We start from the raw sequence: 14,717 nt of genomic DNA on the forward strand, positions 1-14,717 counted from the left end.
GGTTTCTTAACAGGCGCTACCGCAATTATGATCAAGTCTCCCTTAAGCCCGTTACAATCTTTGCTGTTGGTTATTGCAAGTTTTGTGGCGGCTTCTGTCGTTAATATCTACCCGCTTAGTTTGGATGCCTCGAAGCTACGGCCCATGGCACTTATTATGGTGCTTATTTTTTGGCTTATCTATAAACCGCGCTATGTGGGGGTGGTGACCGCTTTTGCCATTGGTATTATCTCAGACTTGTTGTTAGATACCCGCTTAGGGCAGCAGGGATTTGCGGCAGTGATTATGGCGTTTTCGCTGCGTTTTGTTGGGCAGTATATCAAGCAAGTTAATCTGCCCGTTGCTTGGACGGTGGCGACAGGGGCACTTATCGTGTTTCAGCTGACATTATGGATTGTGCAGTACCTGACCCAGAACATATTTTATGCCAGTGCAATTTTTAGCTTATTGATCAGTGTCATTAGCTGGCCGTTGGTATTTTTTGGATTGCACCGTTTTATCAACAAGTATTCATAGCCCTAAGTGCATAACCAGTCATACCTTTAACATACCAAGTGCTGTCTGTTTTGTGCGCTCACTTTTAATCATTCATTTAATGTGGATAACCCAGCCGATATTATGATAACTGTTGTTCTTGCCTCGACTTCACCGCGCCGTCAGCAGCTGTTGGCTATGGCTGATCTTGACTTTGTGATACATAGCGCTGAGGTAGATGAAACGGTGCAAGCCGGGGAGAGCCCGCAAGATTATATCGTGCGTATGGTGGGGGCGAAGGCTGTAGCAGCGTGTCACAGTTTGGTATCACAGATGCCGGTAAAGACAGCAAGCACTGAGCGTCAGCTTTTTTTGGTAATTACTTCAGATACCATTGGTGTCTTGCCTGATGGCCGCTCTATTTTGGTGAAGCCCATTGATAAAGAGGATGCCTTTAGGATGTGGCAGCAGATGTCTGATACCGAGCATGCCGTATGGACTGCGGTACAGTTAACCTTGATTGATGAGTGCGGGCAGGTTGTATTAACCGATAACTTACTTGAAAAAACAGCGGTAAAATTCATTGCGCTCAATAAGGCGGCGATGGAGGACTACTGGCGAAGCGGTGAGCCTGCAGACAAAGCCGGTGGGTATGCCATTCAAGGTAAAGGCGCCGCATGGGTGGAGCGCATTAATGGCAGCTACTCTAATGTGGTGGGTCTGCCGCTGGCGCAAACCTTAGCTGCTATTAAACGTATGCAGCAACAAGCGGCTGACTTATAATATCTAGGCACTCATAAGGTAGGCTGCCTAACAATAACTTGGTGCAAGATAACAATTTATCAAAGTCAGTGGTACACTGAGAGTCCTAACGTTTTGAGTGTCCTGAACTTATCAGCGTATCATTCATTTATAGATTGTCATTAACTTATAATAAGATAAAAGGTCTGCTATGTCAGAAGAGCTACTCATTAATGTCAGCCCAATGGAATCTCGAGTCGCTGTTTTAGATAACGGTGTGGTTAGTGAGGTTTATATTGAGCGGCATAATAAGCTGGGTCTGGTTGGCAATATCTATTTGGGCACTGTGGTGCGTGTTTTGCCTGGAATGCAGGCCGCTTTTGTTGAAATTGGCCAGTCTCGTACCGCCTTTTTGCATGTTAATGATATGCGCCGTATTGCCCGTCCTGCCCCTACGGCAGACAAGGCCCCTGAGATACGTCACAACACTAAGCAAGAACCGACCGTATTAACCAGTATGCCAGTAGATCGCTGTGAGCACATTGCTGAAAATGTGGTGACGGCAAGTGACACCATGGCATCTGTAATAGCAGATACTGAGCCCGCTATGGAAGCTGACCCGTTGTCTGCGAAGACAGAAATTGAGGCGGGCAGCTTACGCGAAAAAAAATCGGCTTTAGCAGATGAGTCCGACAATCTAAAAAATGATCTGCTCGATAACGCGCTACTTGAGATTGACTCTCCCGATATGGTGGGTAACGCCATTACCAAAGCCGATACCAAGCCCGCTGCGGTCAAAGAGCGTCAGATTATCGAGCCGCCACGTCATGAATTAATTCAATATCGGCTGCATGAAGGCCAAAAAATACTGGTACAGGTCACCAAAGACCAGCTCGGTACCAAAGGCGCCCGTCTTACCACCAATATATCCTTGCCATCGCGCTATCTGGTATATTTGCCCTCCAGTGAGCACATCGGTATCTCGCAGCGCATCGACAATGAAGAAGAGCGCCACCGTTTAAAGACTGAGCTTGGCGCACTGATGCAAACGGTCAATCTTACCGGCGGGCTTATTGCTCGTACCGCCGCAGAGCGGGTACCAGTGGCCAAGCTAGAAGAGGATATCTACTATCTAGTACAGCTATGGCGCACCATTCAAGCGCGTAAAGAAGCCTCAGCGGGTAGTGGTCAAAGTGCGGTGCTGATTTATCAAGAATTGTCGCTTCCACTGCGCTCTATCCGAGATTTGGTGCATCCAGATACCGAAAAAGTCATTGTCGATCACGAAGGTATGTACAATGAGGTGCGTCAGTTTGCCAAAGAGTTTGTGCCTTTTATTTATCCACGTATCCTGCCTTACAGTGGCGAGCAGCCTTTATTTGATGTGCACCGGGTTGAAGAGGATTTGCGTGATGCGTTAAAGCGCCGAGTAGACTTAAAATCGGGCGGCTACCTGATTATCGATCAAACCGAGGCAATGACCACCATTGATGTCAATACCGGCTCTTTTGTGGGTGGACGCTCGCTTGAGGACACGGTATATAAAACTAATTTGGAAGCCACTCATGCTATTGCCCGTCAGCTTAGACTGCGTAATTTAGGCGGCATCATCATCCTTGATTTTATTGATATGCTCGAGCAGCAGCACAAAGATGATGTGTTAGAGAACTTACAATATCAGCTGTCACAAGACTATGCCAAAACCAAAATTACTCAGGTCAGTGAGCTTGGACTGGTCGAGATGACCCGCAAGCGCACACGTGAGTCATTAGAGCAGCAGCTTTGCGAGCCATGTAAGACGTGTGAGGGTAAGGGCTTTATCAAGACAGCAGAAACCGTTTGTTTTGAGATTTTCCGTGAAATTATGCGCTGTGCTCGGACTTATAACTCACCTAAGAAGTTTACGGTGGTGGCGCACGCTTCGGTAATTGACTTGCTACTCTCATCTGAAGCAGACACAGTCGCTGACTTAGAGTATCTTTTGGGCCGAGTTATCACGTTTGAGGTGGAGAATTTATATACCCAAGAGCAGTATGATATCGTCTTAGATTAGTTGCATGCTAAGTGCAAATTATTTTAAGCGGTTGCTGGATTTTTTAACGACAAGCCTAAGCGTTATAAACTGGTTGTTTTTTAGGCACTTTAGCCCTGTTGTCGCCTGACTATCAGATAAGTTTTGATTAATTTATAGTCAAATTAGACACCTAAAATAGGGATGTTATTAAAATGTAAAAAGGGCGTAATAACCCCAAATATATGGCGATAAACACCAATAATATACTTGCAATTGGCTGTCAGCTATGTATAATACAACCCACTGAATTTATATGAGCGTTCCAAGTAAGTGTGATCAGATACGGCAGCGTATTGAATAGTAAACACTTGTAAAGCTTGACGTTAATACAGCCAAAGCATCGTTTTTGGCACTAATTTCAATCTTCTTTGCTACCTTCTTATATAGAAATGGTGGGCAAGGATTAAACTTATTTTGTTTTTTGAATTGTCTCATGTGATTAATCTCACGATTTGACCAAAAAATAAATCATTTATATAACGGCTATTTGTCATTTAACGTTCGCCATTTGGGTTGTCGTTGATGATAAAACCATTTATTAGGAGCTTGCTGGCATGGCTAACCAGAGAATCCGTATCCGACTAAAGTCTTTTGATCATAGATTGATCGATCAGTCGGCACAAGAGATTGTCGATACCGCAAAGCGCACTGGTGCGCAAGTTTGTGGTCCTGTACCGTTGCCTACTCGCATCGAGCGTTTCAACGTCCTAACCTCGCCACACGTCAACAAAGACGCGCGAGATCAGTACGAGATTCGTACTCACAAGCGTATGCTTGACATCGTGCAACCTACTGATAAAACAGTAGACGCATTGATGAAGTTGGACTTGGCTGCTGGTGTAGACGTTCAAATCGCATTGGGTTAATAAGTACGTTTCTATAATAATACGTACTGATTAATATAGAGCGACATACTAACAATTACCCAGAATATTAATTGAAGATATAAAGAGGTTTAACATGGCGATCGGTTTAGTCGGTAAGAAATGCGGCATGACCCGTGTCTTCACTGAAACAGGCGCTTCTATCCCTGTAACGGTTGTTGAGGTCGATGCAAACCGCATTACTCAAATCAAAACGAATGACACTGACGGCTATCAAGCCATCCAGATCACCACAGGTGAGCGTCGTGACAGCCGCGTAACAGCAGCACAAAAAGGTCACTTTGCTAAAGCAGGCGTTAAAGCCGGCCGCGGTGTGTGGGAATTTCGTGTTACAGAAGATGAACTTGAAGGACGTGAAGCGGGTAGCGAAATTGCTGCTGACCTATTTGAAGCAGGGCAACTTGTTGATGTTACAGGTCAAAGTAAAGGTAAAGGCTTCCAAGGTGGCGTAAAACGTCATAACTTTAGTATGCAAGATGCTACACACGGTAACTCAGTATCGCATCGCGTATTGGGTTCTACAGGTCAGAACCAAAGCCCAGGTAAAGTTTTCAAAGGTAAGAAAATGCCAGGGCAAATGGGTAACAAACGTGTTACCGTTCAAGGACTTGAAGTCGTGTCAGTAGACGCTGAAAAAGGTCTTCTCGTCATTAAAGGTGCCATTCCAGGTGCCAATGGTGGCGATGTCATCGTACGTCCGTCAATCAAAGCCTAAGCAAGGGGATTAACGTGAATTTAAAAACTGTTACAGGCGCAGCGGTTGAGCTGTCTGACACGGCATTTGGTCGTGAATTCAACGAAGCCCTCGTTCACCAAGTCGTCACTGCTTATTTAGCAGGCGCACGTCAAGGTACCCGCGCACAAAAGACTCGTGCTGAAGTTTCTGGCGGTGGTAAAAAACCATGGCGTCAAAAAGGTACTGGCCGTGCACGTGCTGGTTCTACTCGTAGCCCAATTTGGGTTGGTGGTGGTCGAGCGTTTGCTGCCAAGCCACAAGACTGGTCACAAAAAGTGAACCGTAAAATGTATCGCGGTGCGATGCAGTGTATCTTAGCTGAATTAGTTCGCCAAGACCGTCTAATTTTAGTTGACAGCATCACTGTGTCAGCGCCAAAGACAAAAGAATTAATTAGCAAATTGGCAGAACTTAATGCACCACGTGCATTAATCGTGACCAATGAAGTTGATGAGAATCTATACTTAGCTGCCCGCAACATTCCACATGTGAATGTTCTAGGTACTAACGAAGTGGATCCAGTTAGCTTGATTGCGTTTGATAAAGTCATCATGTCTGTTGACGCAGCGAAACAATTTGAGGAAGCACTAGCATGAACAACGCAAGACTTTATCAGGTCTTAAAAGGGCCTGTGTTCTCAGAGAAATCTCAGCTGTTAGGTGACTCGTTAGGTGTTCAAGTTTTCAAAGTTGATAACAATGCCACCAAGCGTGAAATCAAAAAAGCAGTCGAGTTAATGTTTGAAGGTGTGGAAGTTACTAAGGTAAACACCTTAAATGTTAAAGGTAAAACAAAGCGCTTTGGTCGCACTGTAGGTCGTCGTAATGACTATAAAAAAGCCTATGTGACTTTAAAAGCTGGTCAAGATGTACAAATGGCTGATGCTGGTGAAGAGATTGCAGATAATGCAGCTTCTACTAGCGAAACAGCGAACAACGAATAAGGATACAAATCATGCCTATCGTAAAAGCAAAGCCAACATCACCAGGTCGCCGTTTTGTTGAAAAAGTGGTGCATCCACACCTTTACAAAGGTCGTCCGCATGCCCCACTTGTTGAAGCACAAGGTAGATCAGGTGGTCGTAATAACAATGGTCGTATTACATCACGTCACATTGGTGGTGGACACAAGCAACACTATCGTATTATCGACTTCAAACGTACTAAAGACAATATCCCAGCAACGGTAGAGCGTATCGAATACGATCCAAACCGTACTGCACATATTGCCCTTCTTAAGTATGCTGATGGTGAGCGTCGTTATATCATCGCTCCTAAGAAACTTAAAGTTGGCGATACAGTATTGTCAGGTGAAGCGTCACCAATCCGTCCAGGTAACTGTTTACCTCTAAAAAATATTCCTGTTGGTACTACCATCAGTAATATTGAACTAAAAATCGGTAAAGGCGCGCAAATGGCTCGCTCAGCTGGTGCTTCAGTTCAGTTACTAGGTAAAGAAGGTATTTACGCAATCCTACGTCTACGTTCAGGCGAGACTCGTCGTGTACACGTAAATTGCCGTGCCGTTATCGGTGAAGTTTCAAACACTGAAAATAACCTAAAATCACTTGGTAAAGCAGGTGCATCTCGTTGGCGTGGTGTTCGCCCAACGGTTCGTGGTACTGCGATGAACCCAGTAGATCACCCACACGGTGGTGGTGAAGGTCGTACAATGGGTAAACATCCAACAACGCCATGGGGTCAGAAGACTAAAGGTCTTAAAACGCGTTCTAACAAGCGTACTGACAGTATGATCATCCGTCGCCGTCGCGCCAAGAAGAAATAAAGGAAAATTTCATGCCTCGTTCATTGAAAAAAGGTCCATTCATTGATGCGCATCTGTTTGCCAAAGTAGAAAAAGCTGTAGAGTCAAACTCACGCAAGCCTATTAAAACTTGGTCACGTCGCTCGATGATTCTGCCACAAATGGTTGGTCTAACAATTTCTGTTCACAACGGCCGTACACATGTACCGGTTATCATTAGTGAGCAAATGGTTGGCCATAAACTAGGTGAATTTGCCCCGACTCGCACTTATCGCGGTCATGGCTTTGACAAGAAAGCAAAAAAATAAGGTGCTCACTATGGAAGTAACTGCAAAATTACGCGGTGCCGCCATTTCGGCACAGAAAGTTCGACTTGTCGCAGATGAAGTTCGTGGTAAGTCTATTGAGCGTGCTTTGGATATCCTTGCGTTCAGCAATAAAAAAGGCGCAGTATTCGTTAAGAAATGTCTTGAGTCTGCTATCGCAAACGCTGAACACAACCACGGTTTAGATATCGATACGCTTAAAGTATCAACTATCTATGTGGATGAAGGCATCACGCTAAAGCGTATCCTACCACGTGCAAAGGGTCGTGCTGATCGTATCAGTAAACGTACCTGTCACATCACTGTTAAGGTAGGAGAATAACTCATGGGACAAAAAGTACATCCAATCGGAATTCGTCTTGGCGTTGTAAAAAAACACAATGCTAACTGGTATGCAGACCCAAAACAGTATTCTGAATACCTACTTAACGATCTTCAAGTACGTGACTATCTTCGTAAGAAGCTAGACAATGCTATGATTAGCCACATTATGATCGAGCGTCCTACTGGCGCAGCTAAGATCACAATTTCAACGGCTCGTCCTGGTATCGTTATTGGTAAAAAAGGCGAAGATATTGAGAAGTTACAAAAAGAATTAACCAAAATGATGGGCGTACCTGCTCAGGTTAATATCGAAGAAATTACTTCTCCAGATTTAGATGCTCGTCTAGTTGCTGAAGGTATCGCCAGCCAACTAGAGCGCCGTGTTATGTTCCGTCGTGCGATGAAGCGCGCCGTTCAAAACAGCATGCGCTCTGGTGCTCAAGGTATTAAAGTAGAACTGTCTGGTCGTTTAGGTGGTGCTGAAATCGCTCGTACTGAGTGGTATCGTGAAGGTCGTGTACCTTTACATACGCTACGTGCTGATATCGATTATGCATCAGTTCGTGCAGAGACTACTTACGGAACCATCGGTGTTAAAGTATGGGTATTCCGTGGTGAAATTCTAGATGGTATGGATAGCGTTTATAATCCTCCTAAAGAAGATAAGACTCGTGCGCCAAAACGTCGCGGCCGTAGTAACAGCAACCGCCGCAATTCAGACAGAGCAAACACAGATAGAGGTTAAGCTATGTTACAACCAAAACGTACCAAATTTCGTAAAATGCATAAAGGGCGTAACACGGGTTTAGCACATCGTGGTAGCACCGTTGCATTTGGTCAGTTTGGCCTAAAATCAGTTGGTCGTGGTCGTATGACAGCACGTCAAATTGAAGCGGCACGTCGTACCATCACTCGTAAAGTAAAACGTGGTGGTAAGATCTGGATCCGTGTATTCCCTGACAAGCCAATTACTAACAAACCATTAGAAGTTCGTATGGGTAAAGGTAAAGGTCCTGTTGAGTACTGGGTATGCGAAATCAAACCAGGTAAAATGCTTTATGAGATCGAAGGGGTTTCAGAAGAGTTAGCCCGCGAAGCGTTCACGCTTGCAGCAGCTAAGCTTCCCTTCAAAACTACCATTGTTAAGCGGACGATAATGTAATGAAGATCAGTGAATTACGAGACAAATCAGTAGAAGAGCTGACTGGATTACTAGATGAGAAGCAACTTGATGCTTTCCGTCTTCGTATGGCAAAAGCCACCGGTCAACTAGGTAGCACCCACGAAGTCAGAGCCAATCGCCGTGCGATCGCTCAGATCAAGACTTTGATTAATGAAAAACAAAGAGGCGCCTAATGAGTGACGATATTCAACAAACCGAAGTTTCGGGCACAGGTGTAGGTATTGTTACTGGTAAGGTTGTCAGTAACAAGATGGACAAGTCCATTACAGTATTGATTGAGCGTAAAGTTCGTCACCCACTATATGGCAAACAGATCCGTCGTTCTACAAAAATTAAAGCCCATGATGAAAATAACGTCTGTAAAGAAGGTGATGTGGTTCGTATTATTGAAACCCGTCCTATCTCTAAGACTAAGTCTTGGAAATTAGTAGACGTTGTGGAAACAGCGGAAAAAATATAAGCAAATTGCAATTGGCATTAATTACTGGTAGAATACGTCCCCTTGTGGTGACTTACCAAATTAGTGAGTACTTCATGTGATTTTTATGATTGCATGAAGTTATTCACCAGTATAGTTATTGCCTATTGTATATGATTGGAGTAACGCGATGATTCAGACTGAAACAATTCTGGAAGTTGCAGATAATAGTGGTGCACGACGTGTACAGTGTATTAAGGTTCTTGGCGGTTCACATCGTCGTTATGCCTCTGTCGGTGACATCATTAAAGTATCTGTTAAAGAAGCAATTCCACGTGGTCGTGTTAAGAAAGGCGATGTAATGAATGCTGTGGTTGTACGTACCAAAAAAGGTGTACGTCGTCCAGATGGTTCAGTACTTCGTTTTGATGACAACGCTGCTGTATTGCTTAACCAGAATAAAGCCCCGATTGCCACTCGTATCTTTGGGCCGGTAACTCGTGAACTACGTGGTGATCAATTCATGAAGATTGTATCACTAGCACCAGAAGTACTGTAGAGGTAACCCATGGCTAAATTACGTAAAGGCGACAATGTCATTGTTATTGCTGGGAAAGATAAAGGCAAACAAGGCACTGTGCTAGCGGTAAAAAATGACCGTATTAAAGTTGAAGGCATTAATATTGTAACCAAACACCAAAAGCCAAATGCGGCAACTGGTGCTGAAGGTGGCATTGTTAAGCAAGAAGCATTTTTACATATTTCAAACGTCGCAATTTTCAATGCGCAAACCCAAAAAGCTGATCGTATTACTTATCAGTTTGACGATGAAGGCAACAAAAAACGTGTCTATCGCTCAAACGGTGAAGTAGTGGCGACTGCGTAAAACACTAAGGGTGTAATAGCAATGGCTAGATTAAAATCACTATACAATGACCAGTACAAGCAACAGATCAAAGATGAACTAGGCTTGGAAAACGTCATGCAAGTACCAAAAATCACCAAAATTACTCTTAACATGGGTGTTGGCGGTGCTTCACAAGACAAGAAGCTTTTAGAAGGTGCCGTAGCGGACATGACTGCAATTGCAGGCCAGAAGCCGGTAATTACTAAAGCTCGTAAATCTGTCGCTGGCTTTAAAATTCGTGAAGAATGGCCAATTGGCTGTAAAGTGACACTTCGTGGCGAGCAAATGTATGAGTTTTTAGATCGTCTCATTGCTATTGCTATCCCACGTATCCGTGACTTCCGCGGCTTTTCACCAAAAGCATTCGACGGTCGTGGTAACTACTCGTTAGGTATTAAAGAGCAAATCGTTTTCCCAGAAGTTGATTATGATAAAATTGATCGCCTTCGTGGGCTTGATATCACTATCACGACATCTGCTCAGGATGACGAGCAGGGTCGCGCACTGCTTAAAGCATTCGGCTTCCCATTCAAATAGGAATAAAGCATTATGGCAAAAAAGAGCATGATTAATCGCGAATTAAAGCGCGAGAAAATGGTTGCTAAGTATGCTGAGAAGCGTGCAAAGCTTAAGGCAATCATCGGCGATGTTAATGCAAGTGACGAAGAAAGAATGGAAGCCATTCTTGAACTTCAGTCTCTTCCACGTAACTCGTCTCCAGTAAGACTACGTAATCGTTGTGGTGTAACTGGCCGTCCTCATGGTTACTTCCGTAAGTTTGGTTTATCACGTAACATTTTACGCGAACGCGTAATGCAAGGTGATGTTCCAGGCGTTCGTAAAGCTAGTTGGTAAGGGAGTAATACTATGAGTATGCAAGATACAGTTGCTGATATGCTAACCCGTATCCGTAACGCACAAATGGCACGTAAAGTTTCTGTTGCTATGCCAAGCTCAAAACTACGTAAGTCAATTGCTGACCTACTGGTTCAAGAAGGTTACATCGCTTCTGCTGAAGTAACTGACCAAGGCAATGGCAAAGCAACACTAAGTATCGAATTGAAATACTTCGAAGGCAAGCCTGTTATCGAAGTAATCAAACGCTACAGCCGTCCAGGTTTACGTCAATACCGCGGTAAAGACGCTATCCCATCGGTACAGCAAGGTTTAGGCGTTGCGATTGTTTCTACCAGTAAAGGTATCATGAGCGATCGCGCTGCTCGTGCTGCTGGCATCGGTGGTGAAATCATCGCATTTGTTGCTTAAATCATAATTTGTATTATTTAACTTTTTAAAACATTATTAATCAGGTATAATGGGCGCCTTTATTTAGGCCCCAAGTTTTGATTACTAATAAAAAGCTTAAGTAATATAGAGCTGATTATTTAAATTAACAGGCCTAGTGCCTGTTAATTTTTTCATAATCATTCGTTATTTATCTGTTATTAAGGAATATTCCTATGTCTCGTGTGGCTAAAGCCCCAGTAGCACTGCCTAATGGCGTAAGTGTTACTTTGAACGGTCAGCAGGTTGAAGTTAAAGGCAGTAAAGGTACTATGTCTTTACACCTGCATGATTTGGTCGAGCTAAAACAAGAAGATAGTCAACTGATCTTATCACCTGTTTCTGACTCTAAAGAAGCTTGGATGCACACTGGTACTATGCGTTCAACTTTGAATAACTTCGTTATCGGTGTTTCTGAAGGTTTTGAAAGAAAACTTCAGTTGATTGGTGTTGGTTACCGTGCACAAGTTGCGGGTAATAAAATCACCCTAAACGTAGGTTACTCACATCCAGTTGAATACATCCTTCCTGAAGGTGTAACTGCTGAAACGCCAAGCCAAACTGAAATCATTTTAAAATCAAATGATAAGCAGGCACTAGGTCAAGCTGCTGCGAAAATCCGTGGTTATCGTCCGCCTGAGCCATATAAAGGTAAAGGTATTCGCTATAGTGACGAGCATGTGGTTCGTAAAGAAGCTAAGAAAAAATAAGGTGAAATGACATGTTTGATAAAAAAGCTGCTCGCTTACGTCGAGCTAAAAAAACACGTGCCCACATCCGTCATTTGGGTGTGCATCGGTTAGTTGTTAACCGTACTCCACGCCATATCTATGCTCAGATCATTTCTCCAACTGGCGGAGAAGTATTAGCACAAGCCTCAACGCTTGACGCTTCATTACGCTCTGGCGCTACTGGTAACGTTGACGCAGCTGCTGCTGTAGGTAAACTTATCGCTGAACGTGGAACATCTGCTGGTATCACTAAAGTTGCTTTCGACCGTAGTGGTTTCAAATACCACGGCCGCGTTAAAGCATTAGCTGACGCCGCTCGTGAAAATGGATTGGAGTTTTAATCATGGCTAAAGTAGAACAAAACGACGGTTTAGTAGAAAAATTAGTTTCTGTTGACCGTGTATCGAAAGTTGTAAAAGGTGGTCGTATCTTCTCATTCACAGCATTAACTGTTGTTGGTGATGGTAATGGCCGTGTTGGTTTTGGACGTGGTAAAGCTCGTGAAGTTCCAGCTGCTATCCAAAAAGCACTTGAAGCTGCAAAACGCAACATGATCACTGTTGATCTTGATGGCGCTACTTTACAGCATCCTATTATTGCCCGTCATGGTGCAAGTAAAGTATACATGCAGCCAGCTAACGAAGGTACTGGTGTAATCGCCGGTGGCGCAGTACGTGCTGTACTAGAATCTGCTGGTGTAGAAAACGTATTAACTAAATGTTATGGTTCAACGAACCCAACTAACGTAGTACGTGCAACATTCAATGGTTTACGTGATATGTCGTCACCTGAAAAGGCGGCTGCAAAACGTGGTAAATCTGTAGACGAAATCTTGGGCTAACCATTATTTAGATATTAAAGTAGGTGAGTTACGATGAAAACAATGAAAGTTACTCAAATTAAATCTGGTGCCCATCGCCTCAAGAGCCACAAAGCTTGTCTTATGGGCCTTGGTTTACGCCGTATTGGACATACAGTTGAAGTTGAAGACACGCCTTCAACCCGTGGAATGGTGAATCGCATCAATTACATGGTTAAAGTGGAGGAAGCGTAATGGGACTTAAATTAAACGAATTATCACCAGGCGTAGGCGCCAAAAAAACTGCACACCGTAAAGGTCGTGGTATCGGTTCTGGCCTAGGCAAAACTGGTGGCCGTGGTGTTAAAGGTCAAAAATCACGTTCAGGTTCAGGCGTTCGTCGTGGATTTGAAGGTGGCCAAATGCCATTATTCCGTCGTGTACCAAAATTTGGTTTCACAAGTCAAATGGCATTAACTACTGCTGAAGTTCGTCTGTCTGAACTGAACAAGATTGACGGCGACGTAGTAAGCGTTGAGACTTTGAAAGCGGCAAACATTATCCGTCATGACATGAAACGTGCGCGTATCATCCTATCAGGCGAGATTACTAAAGCTTATACATTCAAAGGTGTTAAAGTAACTAAAGGTGCTAAAGCTGCTATTGAAGCTGCCGGCGGTACTGTTGAAGTTACTGAGGGTACTGAGGAGTAATTTAGATGGCTAAGCAATCTGCGCCTACCTCTGCAATTCCGATGAACCCGCTCGTTTTTATTCGTAAATATGATGAGCTATGGAATCGTCTGTTATTTTTGATAGGGGCGCTGGTTGTCTACCGTTTAGGTTCACATATCCCAGTTCCTGGTATTAATCCGGTTAGCCTAGCTGACTTATTCTCTCGCAATGAAAACACCATCTTAAGCATGTTCAACATGTTCTCAGGTGGTGCTTTAGAGCGAATGTCAATTATGGCTTTGGGTATCATGCCTTACATCTCAGCTTCTATTATCGTACAGATGATGTCGGCGGTACTACCGTCGCTTGAAGCTTTGAAAAAAGAAGGAGAGGCCGGTCGTCGTAAGCTGAACAAGTATACGCGACAAGGGACTCTCTTTTTGGCATCTATTCAAGCCATATTTATGTGTACCGGATTAATCAGTCAAAACCTGACTTTATCCTCAGGGTTAACCTTTTATATTCCTGCTGTGAGCTCTCTTGTAGCAGGCGCCATGTTCTTGATGTGGCTTGGTGAGCAAATTACAGAACGCGGTGTGGGCAATGGTATTTCAATGCTTATTTTTGCAAGCATTGTATCCAGTGTGCCTAGTATGTTAGGTCAGTCTTTCGAAATGGTCAAAAACGACCCTCAAAGTCTGATTGTACTGCTGATATTTGCGGTATTAGGCATTGCAGTGACTGCAGGTATTGTGTTTATTGAACGAGCACAGCGCCGCATCCCTGTTAACTATGCGCAAAAACAGCAACTAGGTCGTAAAATTTATGCCGATCAGCAGTCACATTTGCCGCTGAAGATTAATATGGCCGGCGTTATCCCAGCGATTTTTGCCAGCGCTTTATTAATGTTCCCAGCAAGTCTGGGGCAGTGGGTAGGTAACTCTGCCGATCCTAGTACATGGCAGCAAATTCTACAAACCATGTCATTAGTTCTCGCACCGGGTCAGCCATTATATTTGGTTTTATTTGGTGCAATGATTATTTTCTTCTGTTATTTCTACACGGCATTGGTATTTAGTCCACGTGAAGTAGCAGAGAACTTGAAACGTAGTGGGGCATACATTCCTGGCATTAGACCCGGTCTGCAAACTCAGCGTTATCTAGATCACGTATTAAACCGCTTAACCTTCATTGGGGCGATTTATATGACGGCGATTTGTTTAATGCCAATGCTACTACAGTCTTCATTTGGCATACCATTCCACTTAGGTGGGACATCACTTTTAATTATGGTAGTCGTGGTTATGGATTTCATTTCACAGCTACAGGCTCACTTAATGACACATCAGTATCATGATCAAACACTGATTAGATAGGTCTTAACTTTATCCTTAAAAT

The 14,717-nt window shown here is 43.8% G+C and carries 25 protein-coding genes; all 25 read left to right on the plus strand.

Features of this window, described 5'->3' with window-relative positions:
* The first annotated feature begins 27 nt into the window (after positions 1-27).
* The 25 genes from mreD (at position 28) to secY (ending at position 14,695) form a co-directional block, all read left to right on the plus strand.
* Positions 28-516, plus strand: coding sequence for a rod shape-determining protein MreD (gene mreD, locus DLE54_RS02160; RefSeq protein WP_110816097.1), 489 nt, complete (start codon positions 28-30; stop codon positions 514-516).
* A 102-nt stretch (positions 517-618) separates the two neighbouring features.
* Positions 619-1,257, plus strand: coding sequence for a Maf family protein (locus tag DLE54_RS02165; protein WP_110816098.1), 639 nt, complete (start codon positions 619-621; stop codon positions 1,255-1,257).
* Positions 1,258-1,426: 169 nt separating this feature from the next.
* Complete coding sequence (locus DLE54_RS02170; protein WP_110816099.1) at positions 1,427-3,268, plus strand: Rne/Rng family ribonuclease; 1,842 nt, start codon at positions 1,427-1,429, stop codon at positions 3,266-3,268.
* A gap of 575 nt (positions 3,269-3,843) precedes the next feature.
* Positions 3,844-4,155: a 30S ribosomal protein S10 gene (rpsJ, locus tag DLE54_RS02175; RefSeq protein ID WP_007394248.1), complete on the plus strand. Its 312-nt coding sequence runs from the start codon at positions 3,844-3,846 to the stop codon at positions 4,153-4,155.
* A 94-nt stretch (positions 4,156-4,249) separates the two neighbouring features.
* Positions 4,250-4,888 (plus strand): 50S ribosomal protein L3, encoded by a 639-nt coding sequence (gene rplC, locus DLE54_RS02180; protein ID WP_110816100.1) that lies wholly within the window; start codon positions 4,250-4,252, stop codon positions 4,886-4,888.
* A 14-nt stretch (positions 4,889-4,902) separates the two neighbouring features.
* Positions 4,903-5,505 (plus strand): 50S ribosomal protein L4, encoded by a 603-nt coding sequence (gene rplD / locus DLE54_RS02185; RefSeq protein WP_011959714.1) that lies wholly within the window; start codon positions 4,903-4,905, stop codon positions 5,503-5,505.
* The gene (gene rplW, locus DLE54_RS02190) at positions 5,502-5,852 is read left to right on the plus strand and encodes a 50S ribosomal protein L23 (protein ID WP_011959715.1); all 351 of its coding nucleotides are present in this window, start codon (positions 5,502-5,504) and stop codon (positions 5,850-5,852) included. The genes rplD and rplW overlap by 4 nt, the downstream gene beginning before the upstream one ends.
* Before the next feature lie 11 nt (positions 5,853-5,863).
* Positions 5,864-6,694, plus strand: a complete 831-nt coding sequence (gene rplB / locus DLE54_RS02195) for a 50S ribosomal protein L2 (protein ID WP_011959716.1) — start codon at positions 5,864-5,866, stop codon at positions 6,692-6,694.
* An 11-nt stretch (positions 6,695-6,705) separates the two neighbouring features.
* Entirely contained in the window at positions 6,706-6,981 is a 276-nt protein-coding gene (gene rpsS, locus DLE54_RS02200; RefSeq protein WP_007394243.1) for a 30S ribosomal protein S19, read from the plus strand.
* Positions 6,982-6,991: 10 nt separating this feature from the next.
* Positions 6,992-7,321: a 50S ribosomal protein L22 gene (gene rplV / locus DLE54_RS02205; protein WP_011959717.1), complete on the plus strand. Its 330-nt coding sequence runs from the start codon at positions 6,992-6,994 to the stop codon at positions 7,319-7,321.
* A gap of 3 nt (positions 7,322-7,324) precedes the next feature.
* A complete protein-coding gene (gene rpsC / locus DLE54_RS02210; RefSeq protein ID WP_011959718.1) occupies positions 7,325-8,068 on the plus strand; it encodes a 30S ribosomal protein S3 in 744 nt (247 codons plus the stop codon).
* A gap of 3 nt (positions 8,069-8,071) precedes the next feature.
* On the plus strand, positions 8,072-8,485 hold the full coding sequence (rplP, locus tag DLE54_RS02215) for a 50S ribosomal protein L16 (RefSeq protein ID WP_011959719.1): 414 nt from the start codon (positions 8,072-8,074) through the stop codon (positions 8,483-8,485).
* Positions 8,485-8,679: a 50S ribosomal protein L29 gene (rpmC, locus tag DLE54_RS02220; RefSeq protein ID WP_007394239.1), complete on the plus strand. Its 195-nt coding sequence runs from the start codon at positions 8,485-8,487 to the stop codon at positions 8,677-8,679. The genes rplP and rpmC overlap by 1 nt, the downstream gene beginning before the upstream one ends.
* On the plus strand, positions 8,679-8,966 hold the full coding sequence (gene rpsQ, locus DLE54_RS02225) for a 30S ribosomal protein S17 (RefSeq protein WP_011959720.1): 288 nt from the start codon (positions 8,679-8,681) through the stop codon (positions 8,964-8,966). The genes rpmC and rpsQ overlap by 1 nt, the downstream gene beginning before the upstream one ends.
* A 148-nt stretch (positions 8,967-9,114) precedes the next feature.
* Entirely contained in the window at positions 9,115-9,483 is a 369-nt protein-coding gene (gene rplN, locus DLE54_RS02230; protein ID WP_007394238.1) for a 50S ribosomal protein L14, read from the plus strand.
* A 9-nt stretch (positions 9,484-9,492) separates the two neighbouring features.
* Positions 9,493-9,810, plus strand: coding sequence for a 50S ribosomal protein L24 (gene rplX, locus DLE54_RS02235; protein ID WP_011959721.1), 318 nt, complete (start codon positions 9,493-9,495; stop codon positions 9,808-9,810).
* A gap of 21 nt (positions 9,811-9,831) precedes the next feature.
* Positions 9,832-10,368 (plus strand): 50S ribosomal protein L5, encoded by a 537-nt coding sequence (gene rplE, locus DLE54_RS02240; RefSeq protein ID WP_007394236.1) that lies wholly within the window; start codon positions 9,832-9,834, stop codon positions 10,366-10,368.
* A 12-nt stretch (positions 10,369-10,380) separates the two neighbouring features.
* Positions 10,381-10,686, plus strand: a complete 306-nt coding sequence (gene rpsN / locus DLE54_RS02245) for a 30S ribosomal protein S14 (RefSeq protein ID WP_011959722.1) — start codon at positions 10,381-10,383, stop codon at positions 10,684-10,686.
* 12 nt (positions 10,687-10,698) lie between these two features.
* Positions 10,699-11,097, plus strand: coding sequence for a 30S ribosomal protein S8 (gene rpsH, locus DLE54_RS02250; protein WP_110816101.1), 399 nt, complete (start codon positions 10,699-10,701; stop codon positions 11,095-11,097).
* Positions 11,098-11,291: 194 nt separating this feature from the next.
* Positions 11,292-11,825, plus strand: a complete 534-nt coding sequence (gene rplF, locus DLE54_RS02255; RefSeq protein WP_011959724.1) for a 50S ribosomal protein L6 — start codon at positions 11,292-11,294, stop codon at positions 11,823-11,825.
* Between the two features lie 11 nt (positions 11,826-11,836).
* On the plus strand, positions 11,837-12,187 hold the full coding sequence (gene rplR / locus DLE54_RS02260; protein WP_011959725.1) for a 50S ribosomal protein L18: 351 nt from the start codon (positions 11,837-11,839) through the stop codon (positions 12,185-12,187).
* Positions 12,188-12,189: 2 nt separating this feature from the next.
* Complete coding sequence (gene rpsE, locus DLE54_RS02265; RefSeq protein WP_011959726.1) at positions 12,190-12,687, plus strand: 30S ribosomal protein S5; 498 nt, start codon at positions 12,190-12,192, stop codon at positions 12,685-12,687.
* A 33-nt stretch (positions 12,688-12,720) separates the two neighbouring features.
* Complete coding sequence (gene rpmD / locus DLE54_RS02270) at positions 12,721-12,900, plus strand: 50S ribosomal protein L30 (protein ID WP_011959727.1); 180 nt, start codon at positions 12,721-12,723, stop codon at positions 12,898-12,900.
* Positions 12,900-13,358, plus strand: coding sequence for a 50S ribosomal protein L15 (rplO, locus tag DLE54_RS02275; RefSeq protein WP_011959728.1), 459 nt, complete (start codon positions 12,900-12,902; stop codon positions 13,356-13,358). The genes rpmD and rplO overlap by 1 nt, the downstream gene beginning before the upstream one ends.
* Before the next feature lie 5 nt (positions 13,359-13,363).
* Positions 13,364-14,695, plus strand: a complete 1,332-nt coding sequence (gene secY / locus DLE54_RS02280; protein WP_011959729.1) for a preprotein translocase subunit SecY — start codon at positions 13,364-13,366, stop codon at positions 14,693-14,695.
* Positions 14,696-14,717 lie beyond the last annotated feature (22 nt).

The sequence above is a fragment of the Psychrobacter sp. YP14 genome, from assembly GCF_003209315.1.
Lineage (GTDB): Bacteria > Pseudomonadota > Gammaproteobacteria > Pseudomonadales > Moraxellaceae > Psychrobacter > Psychrobacter raelei.